The organism is Arthrobacter silviterrae, assembly GCF_011045165.1.
In the GTDB taxonomy this organism is placed as follows: Bacteria; Actinomycetota; Actinomycetes; order Actinomycetales; family Micrococcaceae; genus Specibacter; species Specibacter silviterrae.
The window spans coordinates 48,995-68,583 of record NZ_JAAKZI010000011.1 but is presented as its reverse complement, the minus strand read 5'-3'; the positions used below and the strand labels follow the sequence as shown (position 1 = coordinate 68,583).

Below are 19,589 nucleotides of genomic sequence, written 5' to 3'. Positions count from 1 at the left end.
GACCGGGGCCACACAGTCAGCCAGGCCGCGCACCGAGCTAAGCCCATTCATTGAGCAGCGCCTGGACGGTGGCGGTGACGTGGTCGCTGGCGCGGTCGGCGGACCAGTCCACCGGGATTTTCAGCACGTGGCACGGGATGCCGCCCAGCCCCCGGCGCACCACCTTGGCCTTGTCGGAGAAGTAGCGCTCCAGCGGGACCAGGCCGGTGGCGCCCAGGGCCTCGATCAGGCTCCGGGACACGCCGGGCAGCTCGGTGTGGAAGTTGCCCACGATGCGGGTGGTCAGCCAGTCGGCGCTGCGCGGCTCCAGCACGGCATCGAAACCTGAGTGCCGTTCCAGGAACAGGGCCACCCGGGTTGGTGCCTCGGTGGCAATGTTTTCGGCACCAAACGCCTCTTCCGGGGTGACCATGCGGTGCTCCGGGGACCAGTGCCTGGTGAACGCGGCCGTGCGGGGATAGCGGACGATCACAGGGTGGACAATGGTGGAAACCCTCTCCAGCGGCTTGGTCAACGCCTTCGGGACCAGCGGCTTGTGCGCGCCCTCGAAAAGCTGCGGGTAGATGGGCTGGTGGTGGGCCTTGATGAACATGGGCTTGGCGTATCCCAGGACGGTGCCGTCGGAGCGAAGGAACGCCCAGTCGTCCGCCATGAACTGCACGCCCTCAATCCGCACCAGCTTGGCCACGGTGCTGGTCTTGCCAACGCCGCCCCACGCCGGCATGAGCACGCCGGCGCCCCTGTAGTTCACGATGGCCGCATGCACCATGGCCGCGCCGTTCGCCACGCACAGCCGGTCCAGCAGCGGAATCACCGCCGTGAGCAGTTCGCCGCGTCCGGCAACAGTGAAGCCGGCGTCCGTTGCCGTCACCGTGACCCGGTCCCTCGGGAGGAACAGTGTGTCGTCGGAGTAGCGGTAGGCGTCCTCGGCATGCGAGGGGTTGATCAGGGGGAGAGTGGTTCCGGTGACCAGGATCCGGGTGTCCTCCTCCGCCCGGCGGGCCGTGTGGAACGGCCCCAGCATGTCCACCAGCTGGGGCGCGCCGGGCGTGCCGGGCACCACTTCGATCCCCACCAGTCCGTGGACGTCGAAGTGGGCGCCGGTGGACACCGGTGATGGTGCTGCAAGCTGGCTCTGTGTCACGGGACTACTCCGCCTTGACGATAACGTCGTCAATGTTGATGGATGCCGGTTGCGGGGCATGCTCGGAACCCAACATCACCGTGGTGGCGTTGGTGGCCGAGGTGCTCACGGCGGTGGATGAGTACAGCAGGGCGTCGTTGAGCCAGATGCTGATGCTCGTGGCGGCGCCGTTGGGAATGACTTCCATTTGCACGTGCTGCCATGTGTCCAGCGGAATTGCGTAACTTGTCAGCCGTACATAGGAGAACGTGCCGGCCGGAGTCAGCACCCGCAGCCACATTTGGCCCGTGACGTTGTACCGGTAGATGTCCGCGAAACGCGTGGCTCCGGTGAAGAAGCGGAAGTACGGGACGTCATTGCCCGTTGGCCCCTCCGCGGTGATGTTGAACCACCCGTCCACGTCCGACTGGACGGATCCGGCCGGCAACTCGTGGGAGATGTTCGCCAGGGAGCCGGAGTTGTAGCTGGTGACCAGGCTGGCCGCCGTGGTGCCGTCGAACACGGTGCCCGTCTGGGTGCTGGCCGTGCCGTCGCCTCCCATGTGCACTGTCCACTTCGACAGGTTGCCGCACTCAAATCCGTCCGTGACCACCGTTTGCCCCGGCATGGTGTTGCTGGGCACGGCGGCGTCGCAGTTGTTCTGGACGGCAGTGGCGGCCTTGATCAGCACGTTGTCAAAGTACAAATCGCCCTGCTGGTTGGTGCTTTCACTGCCCATCATCACGGACGTGACCGGGACGGTGGGTCCGTTCACGCCGGTGCTGGAGTACACCAGGGAATCATCCAGCCACACCTCCACGGTTGTCGCTGTCCCATTGGGCAGCAGCGCGGCCTCCACATGGTGCCACGCGCTGAGGGAGAGTGCCTGGGTGGTCAGCCGGGTGCGCACCCAGCCGGCCGTTGGCGAGAGCGTTTCCAGCCACAGCTGGCCGTTGCTGGCGTAGCGGTACACAGTGGCGATCCTCGTGCTGCCGTTGAAGAAGCGGAAGAACGGGTTCGAGGCCCCCGTGCCGGTGCCGGCCGTGGCGAGGTCAAAGTAGCCGTCCGCATACACTTCCGCCGTGCCCGCCGGGATGGCCACGGACGCGTTGGCCAGCGACCCCTTCGTTGAGGTGGTGTGCAGGTAGCCGGCACAGCCGCCCGTGAACACGGGGCTGCCCACCACGCTGGCCGTGCCGCTGCCGTTGGTCTGGACCGACCAATTTGCGAGCGACCCGGATTCCAGGTTGTCCGCCACCACTGTGCTGCCGGGGAAGTTGTTGGTGGGCGGCGCCGTCAGGGGCTGGCACGTGGGGGCCGCCGGAAGTGTGGGTGTTGGTGTTGGTGTGGGTGAGGGTGTGGGGGTTGGCGTTGGTGTTGGGGTCGGGCTGGGGGTGGGTGTGGGTGTGGGTGTCTGAGTTGCCGTCGAGCTTGGCGAGGGCTTGGGCGATGGTTTTGCCTTAAGAGCGACGCCGGTCAGCTTGCTTGGCGCTGTCACGGCGGGTGCCGCCGTGGTCGTCTTGGGCGCCGCCGTCGTAGCCGCCGTCGTCGGGCTGGCCGCCGTCGGGCTGGCCGTGGTTGCCTGCGGAGCCGTGGCGGTGGGCGAGCCGGTGGGCGGCGGGGTGGCTGCCGCGGCAGCCGTGGCGGAGGCAAGCGTCAGCGCCGCCGCCATCACGATGTTGCGGAATGTCCTTCTTTTCTGTGTTCTTTTGCCGCTCATGACGCTTCCTCCATCTTGCCGGCGCCGCGCCGCGGGGCGTGCGCCGAGGCCAGCGGGCGCCGTGCCCGCTCCACCAAGTAGCCGGCCGCGGTTGCAGCCAGCACGGAAAGAATGGCTCCGCTGCGCGCCAGGCCGGCAGTGCCGCCGTCGGCCAGGCTGCGGATCACTGCCTTGGGCAGCACCTCGGAAACGTAGCGGCGTTCCGGCGCCAGCCGCCGCGGTGCCCCCGGCAGCGCGGAGATTTGCGCCTTCGAGATGCCCTCGCCCCACGACCTCGCCAGCATGTAGCCCATGGTGGTGCGGGCCGCCGTGACGTGGTGCTGCACCAGCGAAGCCGGCTCGTAGACCACCCGGCCGCCCGGGCGAAGGGCCGCCGTGCGGATGCACAGCTCCGTCTCCTCGCAGCCGCGCGGGGAAGACGTGCGGCCCATGCGTTCATCGAACAGGCCGGCGTCCTCAAAGACCGAGCGGCGGAAGGACATGCTGGCGCCAATGACATTGCGGACCTGCGCGGCAACCCTCGGCAGGCCGCGGTAGGAACAGCCCACGATCCAGTCGAGTTCGTGCGGGAAGTGGGCGGGGCGGCCGTTTTCCCAGAGCGGGTCGATTTGCCCGCCGACGGCGTACACCGCTGGATCGTCGTACAGCTCCAGCTGGCGGCGGAGCCAGTCAGGGTGCGCCACGGCGTCGTCGTCCAGGAAGGCCACAATCTCTCCCGTGGCCGCCAGCACACCTGTGTTCCTGGCCCCGGAAAGGCCCTTGGCGCCATTGTTTTCCAGTGTGTAGGCACCCGTGACCTGGTGCAGGAGGCGCTTTTGCAGCGTCAGGTTGTGGTCCACCACGATGATGAGCTCATGCGGGGCAACACTTTGGGACTGGACGGAGGCGACGGCCTCCTGCAGCCAGTCCCAGCGCTCCTCCGTGTAGGCGCAAATCACCACGGTGGCCGTGGGGAGCGGCGCCTTCTTGCCGGCGGGCGTTTGGGCGGTGGCTTGGGCCGGCGTTTGGACCGGTGTTTGGGCGGGCCTTTGAGCCGGTGTTTGGGGCATCATTTCGGCATCCATGTCAGGCCCCCATCGCCGGGCGGAGCAATGGGGCGGGGTGGAGCAGTTCAGCAGGATCCGAGGGGGACCGGCTGATGTCCACCGGCAGTTCCTGGTAGTGGATCCGCTGCATGGACTCCGCCATGGCCCCCGCCGTGGGCGAATCCCAGGCCGACCACTCCCGCACCAATGTGTGGAGCACGCGCCAGCCGTCCCGGAAGGTGCGCAGGTTGGAGTTTCCGGAGAGCCGGTTCCATTCGTGCGTGGGGACTTCGGCTATGCGCAGGCCAGCCAGCGATGCCCGGACTGCCAGTTCGGTCTCGATTTCAAAGCCGCTGGAGGAGAGTTCCAGGAGGGGCAGGCATTGGCGGCGCAGACCCACGTAGCCGTAGCAAAGATCGGAGAAGTGGCGGTGGCAGGCGGCGTTGGCCAGGCCCGTGAGCGCCCGGTTGCCCTGCCCGCGGAGCCATGTGAGGTCATCCGAGGTGCCGCCGGTCAGGTAGCGGGAGCCCTTGACGAAGTCGAAACCGCTGCTCAGTAGCGCTGTATACCAGCCGATTTCGCCCGGGTCCATGCTGCCGTCGCCGTCGATCATCACTATGAGATCCCCGGTGCTGGCGGCAAAGCCGGCGCGGATGGCGGCCCCCTTGCCCTTCTCGGGTTCAAGGACGATCTCTACGCTGGGGCGCACGGCGCGGGCCACCTCAATGGTGTCATCAACGGAGCGGCCGTCCACAATGAGCACCTGGTCCACGAAATCCGGGATGCGGCGCAGCACCCATGGCAGGTTGCGGGCCTCATTGAGGGTGGGGATCACCAGGCTGACGGATGGATGTCGTCCGGTGGTGTGGGCGGCGGCCAGGTCTTGGCGCCACTCGTTGTGCTCCCAGCGGGCATCATCCCACTGGTCCTGGTTGGCATGGTCCTGATGGCCCTGGTCCGGGTGCCCATGGCTGGGCACGGTTTTGGCGGCTGGTGTTGGCCCCAAATATGTCATTGCTTCCTCCACGTTAAGCGGAAGGACACTGCGGTCCCGGATGGGGCTGCGTGTCCCTTGCCGGGGGCTGCATCCCAGTGGCGGCCGGCGGCAATGATATTAAGAAACGAAGACCTTGGAGAGACCTTGCTGACACCGAACTGAAGAGCGTTCTTCCAGTGTTTTCCCTTTGTTTCACTGGCGTTTTCTTCAGCGGCTAGGCCTAGATTACGCCGCGGCCGGACAGCAAGAAGCGCTGCGGCCTACTTGACTTGGCCGCAGCGCTACTTGTTTTTTTGCTTGTTTTACGTGGGTGGCAGGTGGTGCTACTTGTACACGCGGACCCAGTCCACCTGCATCTGCGACGGGGCCGTGGCCGCGCCGCTGGGGAACCAGTCCAGCTGCAGCGTCTGGTGCATGCCGTTGTCGGGCTGGTGGGACGGATCGGTGTCGGTGAACGTCTTGACGCCGTCAATGTAGCCGGTGATGGAGGTGGGGGTCCACTCCACGGCGTAGTTGTGCCACTGGGTGGTGTCAACCGTGGTGGCGGTGGTGGTCTGGAAGTTGGAGCCGCCACACGCGTAGTGCAGGAAGAACTTCATCTTCGTGGTCTCTTCATTGCCCTCGGCGTAGTCGATCTCCGCGCACTTGTTCGTGGTGTTGTTGTTGGGCCACAGGATCAGCACGGGGTGGTACTGCGGGTCCCGGGCGTTGGTGCGCATCCGGGTTTCCCAGCGCCCGTACTTTTGCTGGGCAAACTTGGCCGACATGCCTCCGGTGTTCCCGGCTGAGTCGCCCTTGACCGTTGCCACTCCGTTGGCTACGGACCAGGCCGACGGCGTGCGCGTGCCGTTGCCCGCGTGGCCGGCGCTGTTGTACACGCTCCACCTGGTGGAGTCGGGGGCGCCTGTGTAGTTGAACTCGTCGCCGGCCACAACGGAGCCCCAGCCGAATTTGGCGGCGGCCGTGGTTCCGTCACCCGACGGTGCAGGGGCAGGCAGGGTGATGGGGTTGGTGATCGGGGCCGTGCTCGGGCTGGGACTTGAGGTGGGGCTCGGAGCCGGCGCTGTGCTCGGTGAGGGGCTGGGAGCCGCCGTGGGGCTGGTAGTGGGCTGCGGCGTCGTGCTTGGCGTGGGCGACGGCGTGGCGGAGGGGCTGGGCTTTGCCGTGGGCTTGGCTGTGTGCTTTTCCGTGCGATCCCGTCCTTCCGTGCGGTCGTCTGACTTGTGGGTCGACTTGTGCACTGATGAGTGTACCGAGGCGAGCTCGGCGGAGGGGGCGCTTGCCAGTGAGGCGGTGGTGGCGATGCCGCAACCGGTCAGGGCCAGGGCGCCGACGGTCAGGATCATGAGTGTTTTGCGGCCTGGTGCCTTGCGGGCGTTTGTGCTTGTCGGCGCGTCGTTGCGGTGGGCAGGGATGTGCTTAAAGGGCATGGATCTCCCGGGTTGGGACGCAGCTGTCTTGTAGCGGCGTGCTGGGGGCGTGCTTCGGTGCGGCAGCAATGCGTCCGAACTGGAGAACCCCCAGGCTCTCGGCGAACGCGGCCGCCGACGCAAGTGCAGGTGCCCGGACTGTGCCGGACGCTCTTGGGAGACCGATAAACACGTTACCCGAAGGGAGGCCCAGATAACAAAACGGTAACGGTGCACGGCGTGTCGGGGGTCTGGGTCGTGGCGGTGATGGCCCCCGGCACGTGAGTCAGCAGCGATGGCGACTTACACCCGGGCTAAGTCGCCATCGCTGCGAACTGACCGCCGGGTCAGTGCCTCCACCTCGCCATTGTTGGTTTGGTGGTGCAGCTCTTGCGGGTTGGGGGGCTGTGTCGGGGTTTGGTGGTGCAGCTCCTGCGGGTTGGGCGCCGAAATGGTCGCAGGAGCTGCACCACCGATTGTCATGGACCCAATTTGTGCACCCCGACGGCCCCGCGCGCGTCGAGTCAGCAGGGATGGCGACTTAGCCCAGGTCTACGTCGCCATCGCTGCGAACTGACCGCCGGGTCAGTGCCTCCACCTCGTCATTATGGATTCGGTGGTGCAGCTCCTGCGGGTTGGGGGCCGTGTCGGGGTTTGGTGGTGCAGCTCTTGCGGGTTGGGCGCCGGAATGGTCGCAGGAGCTGCACCGCCGGTTGTCATGGACCCAATTTGTGCACTCTGACGGCCCCCCACCACGCGAGTCAGCAGGGATGGCGACTTAGCCCAGGTCTAAGTCGCCATCGCTGCGAACTGACCGCCGTGGAAGAGCTGTGGGATTCGACTGTACATTTCTGGCGATCCAGGGGCCGGCCCTGTCGCCGTATATGTACACTCGGCGGAAGGTGGGCCTGTCGGGTCAGTGCCGTGGACGAGCCGTGGGATTCGAGAGTACATCTCTGGCGATCCGGGGACCCGCCCTGTCGCCGTATATGTACACTCGGCAAACCTGGGCGGACCTGTGCGGACTCGGGGCGAACGTGGGCCGAATAGGCCGGACTCACGGCCAGCCGAACGGGTCAGGGGTGTTCGTTCAACCATTCCTGGGCCAGGGTGGCCTGCAGGTTCAGCGCCTTGCCGATGACGGGCTCGGCCGCGCCGGCAATCTTCGCGCCCAGGAACGGAATGGACGACTTCACCTCGCCCGTGAGCTCCACCAGCGTGGACTCCCCGGAGACGGAGAGCTTCTGCACGGCCGTGACGTCCAGCGGAGCCTTGGCCACGGTGAGCGTGATGCGGTTGCTGCGTGAACCGTCGGCGGCCGGGGCGTCCCATTCCTCCAGCTGCGTGACGGTCAGGGTGTCGCCCACCACCTTGCGGGCAATGTCGGGCATGCGCGTGGTGGGCAGGGTGCGCACGGTCTTGGTGGTGAACGCGCCGGTGGTGGGGCCGCTGATCTCGTAGGACTTCAGCTCGCCGCCCACCGTGAAGCTGACGTGCTTGATGAATTCTTCGTTCGTGAAGACGTCCGTGACGCGCTGGGCCGGGGCGGAAAGGGTGGTCGAAGCGGCGAGTGCCATGGTTCCTCCGAAGGGGTTTGGGGCGGGGAGCAGCTCTTAGAATACCCTGACGCGCCGTGCCCGGAGTAAGCTGGGGACGTCCCGGCATTCATTGTGAATTCCGGGTTTTCGTGCTGTTCACGTGCCATTCGCCAGCCCCCGCGGCGCCGCCGTTTCAAGGAGAATTTCAGCCCATGAGTCTTGCAGGCCTGCGCCTTGCCCTGGCCGAGGACCCCATTTTTGCCCGGGTCCGCACCTATGCCTCCGCCGATCCCGCACAGCGCAGCACCGACCTGTCCTTCAGCGCGCCCTCCGGCATGCGCCCGGTGCTGCTCGCCGAACTGGCCGACGGGCTCGCTGAAGCCGGGGCACACGGTGGGGGACCCGGCGTCGTGCTGGCCGTGACCGCCACGGGCCGCGAGGCCGAGGACACCGTGGCCGCCCTCCGCTCCTTCCTGCCCGAGGCCGCCGTGGCCGAGTTCCCCAGCTGGGAAACCCTCCCGCATGAACGCCTCTCACCGCGCTCCGACACCGTGGGCCGCCGCCTGGCCGTGCTGCGCCGCCTGGCCCATCCCGAGTACGACGCCGGCACCCACCTTCGCGTTGTTGTGGCACCTATCCGTGCGGTGGTCCAGCCGATTGTGGCCGGCCTGGGCGAGCTGGTGCCGGTCCGCGTCAAGGTGGGCGAGGAGGTCCCGTTCACGGAGCTGGTCCAACGGCTGGCCGACGCCGCCTACGCGCGCGTGGACATGGTCACGCACCGCGGCGAATTTGCCGTGCGCGGCGGCATTTTGGACGTGTTCCCGCCCACCGAAAACCACCCCATCCGGATCGAATTTTTCGGCGATGAGGTGGAGGCCATGCGCTGGTTCTCCATTGCCGACCAGCGCTCGCTGCACTCGGTCAAGGGCGAGGTGGCCCAGCCCACCGAGCTCTACGCGCCGCCGTGCCGTGAAATTCTCATCACGCCCACCGTCATGGGCCGGGCCGCGAAACTGAAGAACAGCATGCCCGCGGCGGTCGCAATGCTGGAAAAAATTGCCGGCGGCATTGCCGTGGAGGGCATGGAATCGCTGGCTCCGGCGCTGGTGGACGGCATGGTGCCGCTGGCCTCGCTGTTCCCGGCCGGGTCCCTCGCCGTGCTGCTGGAGCCGGAAAAGGTCCGGGCCCGCGCGCACGACCTCGAGTCCACCAATGAGGAATTTCTGGAGGCCGCCTGGTCCACCGCGTCCGACGGCGGCACGGCACCCCTGGACCTCGCAGCCCAGGGGCTTGCCGCCCAGGGCATCAACCTGGACGCCGCCTCCTTTAAGTCCCTGGCCGAGACCCGCTCCGCCGCCCTGGAGCACGGCGTGGGGTGGTGGTCCATCACGTCCCTGGCCCAGGACGACGAACTGGTGCTGGACGTTGACTCCGTCAACCTCCACGCCCGGGAACCGCGCGGCTACCGCGGGGATGTGGCCGAAATGATGGAGTTCATCGGCTCCCGCGTGAAGGACCAGTGGCGCGTGGTGGTGGCCACCGAGGGCCCCGGACCCGCCCAGCGCCTGGCCGAGCTGTTCCACGAAGCCAACATCCCGGCGTCGCGCGTGGAATCGCTGACCGACCGCCCGCAGCCGGGCATCATTGAGGTGACGACGGCGGACGTGGGCCGCGGCTTTGTGCTTGACTCGCTCAAGCTGGGCCTGTTGACCGAGGCCGACCTGCTGGGGCGGGCCTCCGCGGTCTCCACCAAGGACATGCGCAAGCTGCCTTCGAAGCGGCGCAACGTGGTGGACCCGCTGCAGCTGCACGCCGGCGACTTCGTGGTGCATGAACAGCACGGCGTGGGCAAGTTTGTGGAGCTGATCCAGCGGAAGGTGGCCGGGGTTTCGACAGGCTCAACCGCCGGCGGGGTGGGGCTGCGCGAATACCTGGTCCTCGAATACGCGCCGTCAAAGCGCGGGGCGCCGGGGGACAGGCTGTTTGTGCCCACCGACCAGCTGGACCAGGTGACGGCCTACGTGGGCGGGGACGCGCCGTCGTTGTCCAAGATGGGCGGATCGGACTGGGCGGCGACCAAGTCCAAGGCGCGCAAGGCGGTGAAGGAAATTGCGGCCGACCTGATCCGGCTGTACTCGGCGCGCATGGCGTCCAAGGGGCACGCGTTCGGGCCGGACACGCCCTGGCAGGCCGAGCTGGAGGAGGCGTTCCCGTACGTGGAGACGCCGGACCAGCTCATCGCCATCAACGAGGTCAAGGCGGACATGGAGAAGGAAGTGCCCATGGACCGCCTGATTTCCGGCGACGTGGGCTACGGCAAGACCGAAATCGCCGTCCGCGCCGCGTTCAAGGCCGTGCAGGACGGCAAGCAGGTGGCTGTGCTGGTGCCCACCACGCTGCTGGCGCAGCAGCACTATGAGACGTTCAACGAGCGCTTTTCCGGCTTCCCCATCCGGGTGCGGCCGCTTTCGCGGTTCCAGACGGGCAAGGAATCCAAGGAAATCATGGACGGCGTGCGCTCCGGCGCCGTGGACGTGGTGATCGGCACGCACCGGCTGCTGTCCAAGGACTTTGGCTTCAAGGACCTGGGCCTGGTGATTGTGGACGAGGAACAGCGCTTCGGCGTGGAGCACAAGGAGGCGCTGAAGAAGATGCGCACCAATGTGGATGTGCTGGCCATGAGCGCCACGCCCATCCCGCGCACGCTGGAAATGTCCATGACGGGCATTCGCGAAACGTCCACGCTGGCCACCCCGCCGGAGGAGCGGCACCCCGTCCTGACGTACGTCGGCGGGTACACGGACAAGCAGGTGGCCGCCGCGATCCGGCGCGAACTGATGCGCGAAGGCCAGGTTTTTTATGTGCACAACCGGGTTAAATCCATTGACCGCACCGCCGCGCACATCCAGCAGCTGGTGCCGGACGCCCGGATTGCCGTGGCGCACGGGCAGATGTCCGAGTCCCGGCTGGAGCAGATCATCGTGGACTTCTGGGAGAAGCGCTTTGACGTGCTGGTGTGCACCACCATCATCGAGACCGGCCTGGACATCTCCAACGCCAACACCCTGATCGTGGAGCAGGCCAACAACTACGGCCTGTCCCAGCTGCACCAGCTGCGCGGGCGTGTGGGCCGCGGCCGCGAACGGGCGTATGCCTACTTCCTCTACCCGGCGGACAAGCCGCTGGGTGAGGTGGCGCTGGAGCGGCTCAAGGCCGTGGCGGCCCACAACGAGCTCGGGGCGGGCATGGCGCTGGCCATGAAGGACCTGGAGATCCGCGGCGCCGGCAACCTGCTGGGCGGGGAGCAGTCCGGCCACATCCAGGGCGTGGGTTTTGACCTGTACATCCGCCTGGTGGGCGAGGCCGTGGCTTCGTTCCGGGGTGAGGGCGAGGACCGGGTGGCGGAGATGAAGATTGAGCTGCCCGTCAACGCGCATCTCCCGCACGACTACGTGCCGGGGGAGCGCCTGCGCCTGGAGGCGTATAGGAAGCTGGCGGCCGCGGTGTCGCTGGTGGAGATCGACGACGTCGTGGCCGAGTTGGTGGACCGCTACGGCGAGCTGCCCCCGGCCGCCGTGAACCTGATTGCCGTGGCCCGGTTCAAGGTCCACGCACGCGCCGCGGGCCTGTCCGATGTGGCGCTGCAGGGCAACTTCATCAAGTTTGCGCCGGCGGACCTGCCTGAGTCCAAGCAGATGCGCCTGAACCGCATGTACCCGGGGTCCATGGTGAAGCCCGCGCTGAATGCGATCCTGATCCCCAAGCCGAAGACGGCCCGGGTTGGCGGCCGCGACCTGGCCGACGCCGAGGTGCTTTCGTGGGCGGAGGGCGTGCTGGAGGCGATTTTTGAGGTGGTCCCTGCGCCGGCGCCGTAGGGCTGTGGCGGGGCCGGCGGGTGCCGCCGTCGCGCATTAAAAAAACTGTGCGTCAGAAACTGCAGCGATTCGGCGGAAAACCAGCCGAAACGGTGCACTTTCTGACGCACAGTTGGGGAGAAGGGGTTACTCTCCGGCAGAGTCCGAGCGGCCGATCCACGTCAGCGGGATGACCAGGGCAAGGAACACGCAGGCAAACGCGATGATGCCGGGGATGAACGCGTGCTCGGGGGTTTCCAGGCTCCAGAACGACATGGCGAAAATGCCGCCAACGAACAGGCCAAAGAAAATAACAAACATGATGACGGACTGCGCAAGGTTGTTCTCGCGACGGTAGCTGCCGTTGGACACGGTTCCTCCTAACCCCAAAAACGGGGATCCTGGTGGGTGCACCGGACGTCCGGCACTCTGATCTACCACCGATCTTAGTACGTTTTAGTAGGAGCCCGTGCCCTGCGCGCCGGTGACAATGGCGATCCCGGAGCTGGTGCCGATGCGGGTGGCGCCGGCGGCGATCATTTCCTCGGCCTTTTCGCGGCTGCGGACTCCGCCGGAGGCCTTGACGCCGATGTCCGGGCCCACGGTCTGGCGCATCAGGGCCACGTCCTGGGCCGTGGCGCCGCCGCCGTTGAAGCCCGTGGAGGTCTTGACGTAGTCCGCCCCGGCCTCGACGGCGGCCTGGCACGCCAGCACCTTCTCCGCGTCGCTGAGCAGCGAGGTTTCAATGATGACCTTCAGCAGGGATTCCTCGCCGTGGACCACCTCGGCGACGGCGGAGATGTCGTTCACCAGGGTCTCCTTGTCGAGGGCGCGGGCGGCGGCAATGTTGATGACCATGTCCACCTCGTCGGCACCGTCCATGGTGGCTCCGCGGGCCTCGAACACCTTCACGTCCGTGTTGTTCGCGCCGAGGGGGAAGCCGACCACGGCGCAGGTGAGCACACCTGTCCCGCGCAGGGCACGCTTGGCGGTTTCCACCCAGAGCGGGTTGACGCAGACCGACTTGAAGTGGTGTTCGGCGGCTTCCTTGCAGAGCTGGAGGATGTCCGCCTCCGACGCTTCGGGCTTGAGGAGCGTGTGGTCGATGTAGGCGGCGAGCCCGGTGCTGGCATCCTGGGGTGTGGATGAGGCGTGCGGCGTCATTGGTGTGCCCTTCCTGTGGGTGGTCAGTTGCATCAATGGTGTCACACCGGGCGGCCGAAAATCAGCACGCCTCCCAGCGCCAGCCCGGCAACCCACACGGTGGAGATGGCCGCCAGCACAAACGGCCGGAAGCCCACGGCCAGCAGCGACTTCACGTGAACGCCGGTGCCAAGGGCGAACATGGCCGCGGCCAGCAGGAAGTTCTGCCCCGTCTTGGACCAGTCCAGCGCCACGGGGGGCAGCCAGCCGCTGGCACGCAGGGCCATCATGAGGATGAAGCACAGCACAAAAAGAGGCATGATGGGAGGCTTGCGCGCAGTGTCCGACGCTCCCATGGACCGGCGCCGCTGGACGCTGATGACTGCCATGACGGGGGCCAGCATGAGGACGCGGGCCAGCTTGACTATCACGGCGATGCCGAGGGCCGCGCCGCCGATGGTCCCGCCGGCCGCCACCACCTGGGCCACTTCATGGATGGAACCGCCAGCCCACAGGCCGGCGTCGTAGTTGCCCAGTCCCAGCAGGGCCGCGGCAGCGGGCACCACGGGGATCATGAGCGTCCCAAAGATCACCACCAGCGCGACGGCGGTCATCACCTCACGGCGTTCCTTCGTTTCAATGACACCGTCGACGGCGGCCACCGCGGCCGCGCCGCAAATGGAGAAGCCGCAGGCAATCAGCAGCCGCTGGGTGGGGCCGATCCCCAGCCACTTTCCCACCAGCAGGGTACCCGTGATGCCCAGGCCAACAATGCACACCACCACCAGGATCATGCCGGGGCCCAGGGAGAGCACATCGGACACCAGCAGCTGGTAGCCAAGCAGCACGACGCCGGCGCGCAGCAGGGTTTTCGCGGCGTAGTTGAGGCCGGGCGTCAGCACCGCCGGGAGGGGGACGAAGTTGCGCAGCAGGACCCCGATGATGATGGCGATCAGGAGGGTGCTGGCACCGGGCCACAGGGAGGCGATGGTCAGGGCTGCCGCGGCGGCCGTGGCGGCAACGGCCAGCCCGGGCGCCAGGGACTTCCAGCGTGCCGGCCCCCATGAGCGGAGGAAGGTGCCGAACCGGGAGACGATCCGCTCCAGAGGTGAGGGCAGGGCGGCATCAATGTGTTTAAGTTCCTGGGTGGTCATGTATCCATGGTTTCCCGGAAGCCGCCGTCGCGATAGCCGCCAAAACGGGATGGAGGTATATCGTTTTGATATGAGCACACGCTGGCCCGATCCCGCCGCCCTGGAACTGCTGGTCGCCGTCGCCGAGCAGGGAAGCCTCAGTGCCGCCGCACGGAGCGTTGCCATGGCCCAGCCCAACGCCAGCCGTGCCATGGCCAGGCTGGAACATGAACTGGGCGTGGCGCTGCTGGACCGGTCCGCCTCGGGGTCGCGGCTGACTGACGCCGGCCGGGCGCTGCTGCCGGAGGCCCGGGCCGTGGTGGCGGGCATCCGCGGGCTGCTGCATTCGGCCGGACTGCTCGGCGCGGCGAAAAACAGCCACCTGCATGTGGGGGCCAGCCTGACGGTGGCCGAATACCTGATGCCGGGCTGGCTCACGGCCTTCAGGCGCAGCCACCCCGAAACGCTGGTGGAACTGGATGTGGAAAACTCACGCCACATCTTTGAACAGGTTGCCCAGGGGAGCGCAGACGTCGGCTTTGTCGAGTCCCCCACCATCCCCTCCGGGCTCCGCCGCATGGTGGTGGCCGCCGACCGGCTGGTGGTGGTGGTGGCCCCCGACCATCCCTGGGCCCGGCGCGGAACCCCGCTTTCGGCGCACGAGCTGGCGGCGGCAGAACTGGTGGTCAGGGAAGCCGGCTCGGGGACCCGGACGGCATTGGAGGGGGCCCTGCGCGGGCATGCCCAGCTGGCCCCCGCCCTGGAACTTCGCAGCAACCCGGCCGTGCTGATCGCCGTTACGGCGGGCGCCGGGGCGGCCGTGCTGAGCGACTTTGCCGTGCGCGCCGGCGTCGAACGCGGTGAACTGGTGGAAGTGCCGGTGGCCGGCGTCAAGCTGGACCGGCGCATCCGGGCCGTCTGGAAGGGGCCGCGCGTGCTGGCCGGGCCCGCCGGCGAACTGGTGGCGCTCGCCGGGTCGGGCTACACCCGGAGCCGGTAGCCGCGCTTGACCACCGTCTCCACCACGGTGGGGTCGGGGAGCGCGGCGCGCAGGCGGCTGACGGCCATGTGCAGGGCGTTGTCGGATTCACCCGGGCCCAGCTCGGCAGCCAGTTCGGCGTGCGACCGCACCGCACCTCCCGCCGCCATCAGGGCCCGCAGCAGGTGGAGCGGCGCAGGCGCCAGCGGCACCGGGATGCCGCCGGCCAGCAGCACGCTGCCACGCACCTCCAACAGCCCGCCGCCGGTTTCCACGCGCAGCGAACCGGCCGCCTCAAGGTGCTCGCACACCAGCCGGATCAGCGCGCCCATCCGGAACCGCTCCGGCACCAGGGGCGTGATCCCCGCCGCCAGCAGCGGTGCGGCCGTGACGGGCCCGACGGCGGCGCTTACCACCGCGGCCTGCCCGCCAATCGCGGTGGCCGGGTTGGCAGGGGCGCCCGGCGCCGCCCCCCGCAGCGCGCCTGGCCCTGGCGGGGCTCCCAGCTCCGACCCCCGCAGCGCGGCCAGAAATTCAGCACCCCGGCCGGACTCGGCGGCCGCACTCAGCACGGCGTCGGCGGCGGGTGCGCTGGTGAACGTGATGACGTCCAGCTCACGGTCGGCAACGGCGTCGATCAACTGGGACAGCCTGTCCCCGGATTCGGCATTGACCCAGCGGTACGGCGTCACCGTCAGCAGGTCTGCGCCGGCGTCGCGCAGCCGGGCCAGGGCGGCAACGTCCGTGAAACCGTGGACCTGGACGGCCACCGTCTTGCCGCGCACCCCGGCGGCCACCACCATGTCGGTCAGTGCCGCCGTGGTCTCATCCGCACTGATGCCGGCGTCGTCCAGCCCGGCGGCACGCACGGCACCGCGCGCCTTGGGCCCGCGCACGTAGATGTCCGCCCGGGCCAGCACGGCCAGCAGTTCCTCCCCGCGCCCGGCGGCGTCCGCAGCTTCGCACCAGCGCCGCATCCCATACGCCGTGGTGACCAGCACGATGTCTGGCGCAGCCTCGATGACGGCGGCAATCTCAGCGAGCAGCACCTCATCGTCCGCCACGGGGGCGATCCGCAGCGCCGGCGCATGCAAAACCCGGGCGCCGCGCCGTTCCAGGGCCTCGATGAGGTCCCCGGCGCGCCGGTGTGCGGTCACCCCGATCCGGTATCCCTGCAGCGGCAGGGCTGTGGCTGGCGAACGGTTCATGGGCTCCTTCAAGCGCGCTTCAGGTTTTCGTGCACGCCGGCCGGCAGAAAGTCCGCCACCGGCAGGCCGCCGCTGTGCGCCAGGGCCACCACGTCCCCAATGACAATCACCGCGGGATTGCGGCAGACCGACGACGCGCTGACAATGCTACCCAGCGTGGCCGTGGTGGTGCGCTGCGTGTTACTGAAACCGCGTTCGACGACGGCCACCGGCGTAACATTCGACAGTCCCGCCAGGCGCAACCCGGCCACCAGGGAAGGCAGCGTGCCGATGCCCATGAGCACCACGATGGTCCCGCCCAGCCCGGCCAGGTGCCGGTATTCGTGCGGTTCCAGGGGTGCGTGGCCGGACACCACCGTGAACAGGTGGCTGACATTGCGGTGCGTCACGGGGATTCCCGCGGCGCCCGGCACCGAGATGGCGCTGGAGACGCCCGGCACCACCGTGACCGGGATGCCGGCCGCCACTGCCGCGGCCAGTTCCTCCCCTCCGCGGCCAAACACGAACGGGTCCCCGCCCTTGAGCCGGACCACATGCAGCCCCGCCCGGGCGCCGTCGATCATGCGCTCCTGGATTTCCTGCTGCGGGACCCGGTGGTGCCCCGGCGTCTTGCCCACGTCCACAAAAGTCGCGTGCGGTGCCAGCTCCGCCAGGTCCCGGGTGGGTCCCAACCGGTCAAAATAGACCACGTCGGCCGTGGTCAGGGCGCGCACGGCCCGGACCGTGAGCAGGTCCGCCGGGCCGGGACCGCCGCCCACCAGGGTGATGCGGCCGGCGCGGCGGGTGCGGGTGCGCGTCATCATGGTGTTCCTGCCTTTTCCTGCTCGGTTGCGGGGCGGATCTGGCCGCGTTCGGGCACAAACGTGATGCCGTCGTCGGCCGCATCGGGGGCGTTGATGAAGGGCCGGAACCGCCGGAGCCGTTCGGGGTCGGCCAGGGTGGCGGCCCATTCGTCCTCATAGTTCTCCACGTGCAGCGCCATGGCCGCCTCGAGGTCCGCGGCGATGCCCAGGGAGTCGTTCACCACCACGTCCACCACGTGCGCCAGGCCGCCGTCGAGCTCTTCCTGCCAGCGGGCGGTGCGCTGGAGCCTGTCGGCGGTGCGGATGTAGTACATGAGATAGCGGTCGATGTAGCTGATGAGCGTGGCATCGTCGAGGTCCTTGGCGAGCAGCTGCGCGTGGGCCGGGGTGGCGCCGCCGTTGCCGCCCACGTACAGGTTCCAGCCGTCAGCGGTGGCGATCACGCCCACGTCCTTGCCGCGGGCCTCGGCGCATTCGCGGGCGCAGCCGGAGACGCCCAGCTTGATCTTGTGCGGGCTGCGCAGGCCCCGGTAGCGCAGTTCCAGCGCGATGGCCATGCCCACCGAGTCCTGCACGCCGAAGCGGCACCAGGTGGAGCCCACGCACGATTTCACGGTGCGCAGCGACTTCCCGTAGGCCTGCCCGGACTCCATGCCGGCGTCGATCAGGACCTTCCAGATGGCCGGCAGCTGTTCCAGCCGGGCGCCGAACAGGTCGATCCGCTGCCCACCGGTGATCTTCGTGTAGAGGCCGTACTGCTGGGCGACGGCGGCAATCACGGCCAGTTTCTCCGGCGTGATTTCGCCGCCCGGAATGCGCGGGACCACGGAGTAGCTGCCGTCCTTTTGCATGTTGGCCAGCGCGCGGTCGTTGGTGTCCTGCAGGGTGCCACGGCCGGCGTCGAGCACGTATTCGCTGTGCTGGCTGGCCAGGATCGAGGCCACGGTGGGCTTGCAGATATCGCAGCCGCGGCCCGTCCTGGCGGTCTCGTCGGCGCCAAACCGGGCCAGGATGGCCGGGAAGCTACGCAGTTCCAGCGCGCCCACGGCCTCGAAAAGTTCCGCCCGGGTCATCGCGAAGTGCTCGCACAGGGCCTTGGAGACGGCGATCCCGGACTTGGCGAGTTCGGCCTCCATGAGCTTTTTCAGCAGCGGCACGCAGGAGCCGCACTGGGTGCCGGCGCGCGTGCAGGCCTTCAGCCCGGGCAGGTCCCGGACCGGTTCGGCCCCGTCGCAGCTGCCGCAGCCGTTGACGGCGTCCCGGATGCTGCCGGCGGAGACGTTGTTGCAGGAGCACAGGATGGCGTCGTCGGGAAGTTCGACGCCGGGCGCCTCGCCCCCGCCGGCCGCCGACAGGAACGCCCCCGGCTCGGCAGGCAGCTCCCGGCCCAGCAACGGGCGCAGGCTGGTGTAGGGCGTTGCGTCGCCCACGAAGATGCCGCCCAGCAGGGTTTTCGCATCCGGGCTTGTGACGATTTTTTGGTAGACGCCGCGGGCGGGGTCCGCATAGACCACTTCCAGGCTGTCCTGCGTTTGCGCGAACGCGTCGCCAAAGCTGGCCACGTCCACGCCGGAGAGCTTGAGCTTGGTGGCGGTGTCAAAGCCGGGAAACGTTGCGGTGCCGCCGTGTAGCCGGTCCGCCACGATTTCCGCCATGGTGTTGGCGGGGGCCACCAGTCCCATGCAGGCGCCGCCGAAGCTGGCCACCTCGCCGATGGCCCAGATGCCGGGGACGCCGGTGGCGCAGGCCGCGTCAATTTCCACGCCGCCGCGCGGGCCCAGGGTGAGGCCGTGGGCGGCATTCCCGCGTGCGTCCCGGGCCAGTTCGTCGCGGGGCCGCACGCCCACGGCGGACACCACCAGCTCGGCGGCGACCACGGCGCCACTGGCCAGGCGCACCCCGGTGACCTGGCCGGCGTCGTCCATCTCTATCGCCTCGGGGTAGCTGCCGGTGGTGGCGCGGATGCCCTTGGCAGCGGCCAGGCGGCCCAGCGCCTGCCCGGAGCCCTCGTCCAGCTGGGCGTTCATGAGCCAGCCGCTGCCGTTGATGACGGTGGCGTCCGCGCCGAGCTTCATGAGCCCGGCGGCGGCCTCCAGGCCCAGCAGGCCGCCGCCGATGACTGCAGTTTTGACGGGCCTTCCGAGGGCTGCGGCAAGGCGGGCCACCTCGCTTTTGAGGATCCGGATGTCCTCCAGGGTGCGGTAGACGTGGCTGTTTTCGCTGCCGGGGATGGGCGGGCGGGCCGCGTCGGAACCCGTGGCGAGGACCAGTTCGTCGTACGTGAGGGTGCAGTCGCCCTGGGCGGAGGTGGTGGTGACTGTCCGCGCGGCGGGGTTGATTTTGACGGCGCGGGCGCCGCTGACCAGCTCCACGCCGTCCCACAATGCGGGGCTTCCGAGCGTCAGGTCCGCGTCCGTTTCGGTCAGTGCACGGCTGAGTGCAACGCGGTCGTAGGGGGCGTGGAGCTCCTCGGCCAGGACCGTCAGGGTCCAGCCGTCCAGGCCGCGGGCGTGCATGGCCTCGGCGAAGCGGTGGGCCGCGGGGCCTCCGCCGACCACCACCACGCGGCGGGATTGGCGTCCGTTTTCGGGTTGCAGGTTCATGGGCCAGCCCTTTCCATAAGGTGTGATTCAAGGCTAGGGAACCGGGGTTGCCCC

At 68.3% G+C, this 19,589-nt stretch carries 14 protein-coding genes; 2 read left to right on the top strand and 12 right to left on the bottom strand.

What is annotated here, in order from left to right; all coding sequences use genetic code 11:
* Nucleotides 1–37: 37 nt before the first annotated feature.
* The 6 genes from G6N77_RS08350 to G6N77_RS08325 all read right to left on the bottom strand — a co-directional run bounded on the left by G6N77_RS08350 (nucleotide 38) and on the right by G6N77_RS08325 (nucleotide 7,851).
* A complete protein-coding gene (locus tag G6N77_RS08350) occupies nucleotides 38–1,144 on the bottom strand; it encodes a hypothetical protein (RefSeq protein ID WP_165181567.1) in 1,107 nt (368 codons plus the stop codon).
* Nucleotides 1,145–1,148: 4 nt separating this feature from the next.
* On the bottom strand, nucleotides 1,149–2,843 hold the full coding sequence (locus tag G6N77_RS08345; protein ID WP_165181522.1) for a hypothetical protein: 1,695 nt from the start codon (nucleotides 2,841–2,843) through the stop codon (nucleotides 1,149–1,151).
* Nucleotides 2,840–3,895, bottom strand: coding sequence for a glycosyltransferase family 2 protein (locus tag G6N77_RS08340; protein WP_240901786.1), 1,056 nt, complete (start codon nucleotides 3,893–3,895; stop codon nucleotides 2,840–2,842). The genes G6N77_RS08345 and G6N77_RS08340 overlap by 4 nt, the downstream gene beginning before the upstream one ends.
* Before the next feature lie 13 nt (nucleotides 3,896–3,908).
* Nucleotides 3,909–4,883, bottom strand: coding sequence for a glycosyltransferase family 2 protein (locus G6N77_RS08335; protein WP_165181566.1), 975 nt, complete (start codon nucleotides 4,881–4,883; stop codon nucleotides 3,909–3,911).
* Between the two features lie 305 nt (nucleotides 4,884–5,188).
* The gene (locus tag G6N77_RS19820) at nucleotides 5,189–6,295 is read right to left on the bottom strand and encodes a glycoside hydrolase family 16 protein (protein WP_240901785.1); all 1,107 of its coding nucleotides are present in this window, start codon (nucleotides 6,293–6,295) and stop codon (nucleotides 5,189–5,191) included.
* A gap of 1,055 nt (nucleotides 6,296–7,350) precedes the next feature.
* On the bottom strand, nucleotides 7,351–7,851 hold the full coding sequence (locus tag G6N77_RS08325) for a DUF2505 domain-containing protein (protein WP_165181565.1): 501 nt from the start codon (nucleotides 7,849–7,851) through the stop codon (nucleotides 7,351–7,353).
* Between the two features lie 173 nt (nucleotides 7,852–8,024).
* Between G6N77_RS08325 and mfd the strand changes: the two genes are divergently transcribed.
* Nucleotides 8,025–11,687: a transcription-repair coupling factor gene (gene mfd, locus G6N77_RS08320; protein WP_165181564.1), complete on the top strand. Its 3,663-nt coding sequence runs from the start codon at nucleotides 8,025–8,027 to the stop codon at nucleotides 11,685–11,687.
* 126 nt (nucleotides 11,688–11,813) lie between these two features.
* On the opposite strand, the gene G6N77_RS08315 is transcribed toward mfd, so the two are convergent.
* The 3 genes from G6N77_RS08315 to G6N77_RS08305 all read right to left on the bottom strand — a co-directional run bounded on the left by G6N77_RS08315 (nucleotide 11,814) and on the right by G6N77_RS08305 (nucleotide 13,963).
* Nucleotides 11,814–12,038, bottom strand: a complete 225-nt coding sequence (locus G6N77_RS08315; protein ID WP_165181563.1) for a hypothetical protein — start codon at nucleotides 12,036–12,038, stop codon at nucleotides 11,814–11,816.
* An 84-nt stretch (nucleotides 12,039–12,122) separates the two neighbouring features.
* Nucleotides 12,123–12,830, bottom strand: coding sequence for a deoxyribose-phosphate aldolase (gene deoC, locus G6N77_RS08310; RefSeq protein WP_165181562.1), 708 nt, complete (start codon nucleotides 12,828–12,830; stop codon nucleotides 12,123–12,125).
* A gap of 41 nt (nucleotides 12,831–12,871) precedes the next feature.
* Nucleotides 12,872–13,963 carry a YeiH family protein gene (locus tag G6N77_RS08305; RefSeq protein WP_165181561.1) on the bottom strand — a complete coding sequence of 364 codons (1,092 nt, stop codon included), beginning with the start codon at nucleotides 13,961–13,963 and terminating at the stop codon, nucleotides 12,872–12,874.
* A gap of 70 nt (nucleotides 13,964–14,033) precedes the next feature.
* On the opposite strand from G6N77_RS08305, the gene G6N77_RS08300 reads away from it, so the two are divergent.
* Nucleotides 14,034–14,942 carry a LysR family transcriptional regulator gene (locus G6N77_RS08300; protein WP_165181560.1) on the top strand — a complete coding sequence of 303 codons (909 nt, stop codon included), beginning with the start codon at nucleotides 14,034–14,036 and terminating at the stop codon, nucleotides 14,940–14,942.
* On the opposite strand, the gene G6N77_RS08295 is transcribed toward G6N77_RS08300, so the two are convergent.
* The 3 genes from G6N77_RS08295 to nirB are packed head-to-tail and all read right to left on the bottom strand — an operon-like array spanning nucleotide 14,924 to nucleotide 19,535.
* Entirely contained in the window at nucleotides 14,924–16,129 is a 1,206-nt protein-coding gene (locus G6N77_RS08295) for a uroporphyrinogen-III synthase (RefSeq protein ID WP_165181559.1), read from the bottom strand. The two genes, G6N77_RS08300 and G6N77_RS08295, sit on opposite strands and share 19 nt — an antisense overlap.
* Before the next feature lie 8 nt (nucleotides 16,130–16,137).
* Nucleotides 16,138–16,932 (bottom strand): uroporphyrinogen-III C-methyltransferase, encoded by a 795-nt coding sequence (cobA, locus tag G6N77_RS08290; RefSeq protein ID WP_165181558.1) that lies wholly within the window; start codon nucleotides 16,930–16,932, stop codon nucleotides 16,138–16,140.
* The gene (gene nirB / locus G6N77_RS08285; protein ID WP_165181557.1) at nucleotides 16,929–19,535 is read right to left on the bottom strand and encodes a nitrite reductase large subunit NirB; all 2,607 of its coding nucleotides are present in this window, start codon (nucleotides 19,533–19,535) and stop codon (nucleotides 16,929–16,931) included. Before nirB ends, cobA begins: the two co-directional genes overlap by 4 nt.
* Between the last annotated feature and the right edge of the window lie 54 nt (nucleotides 19,536–19,589).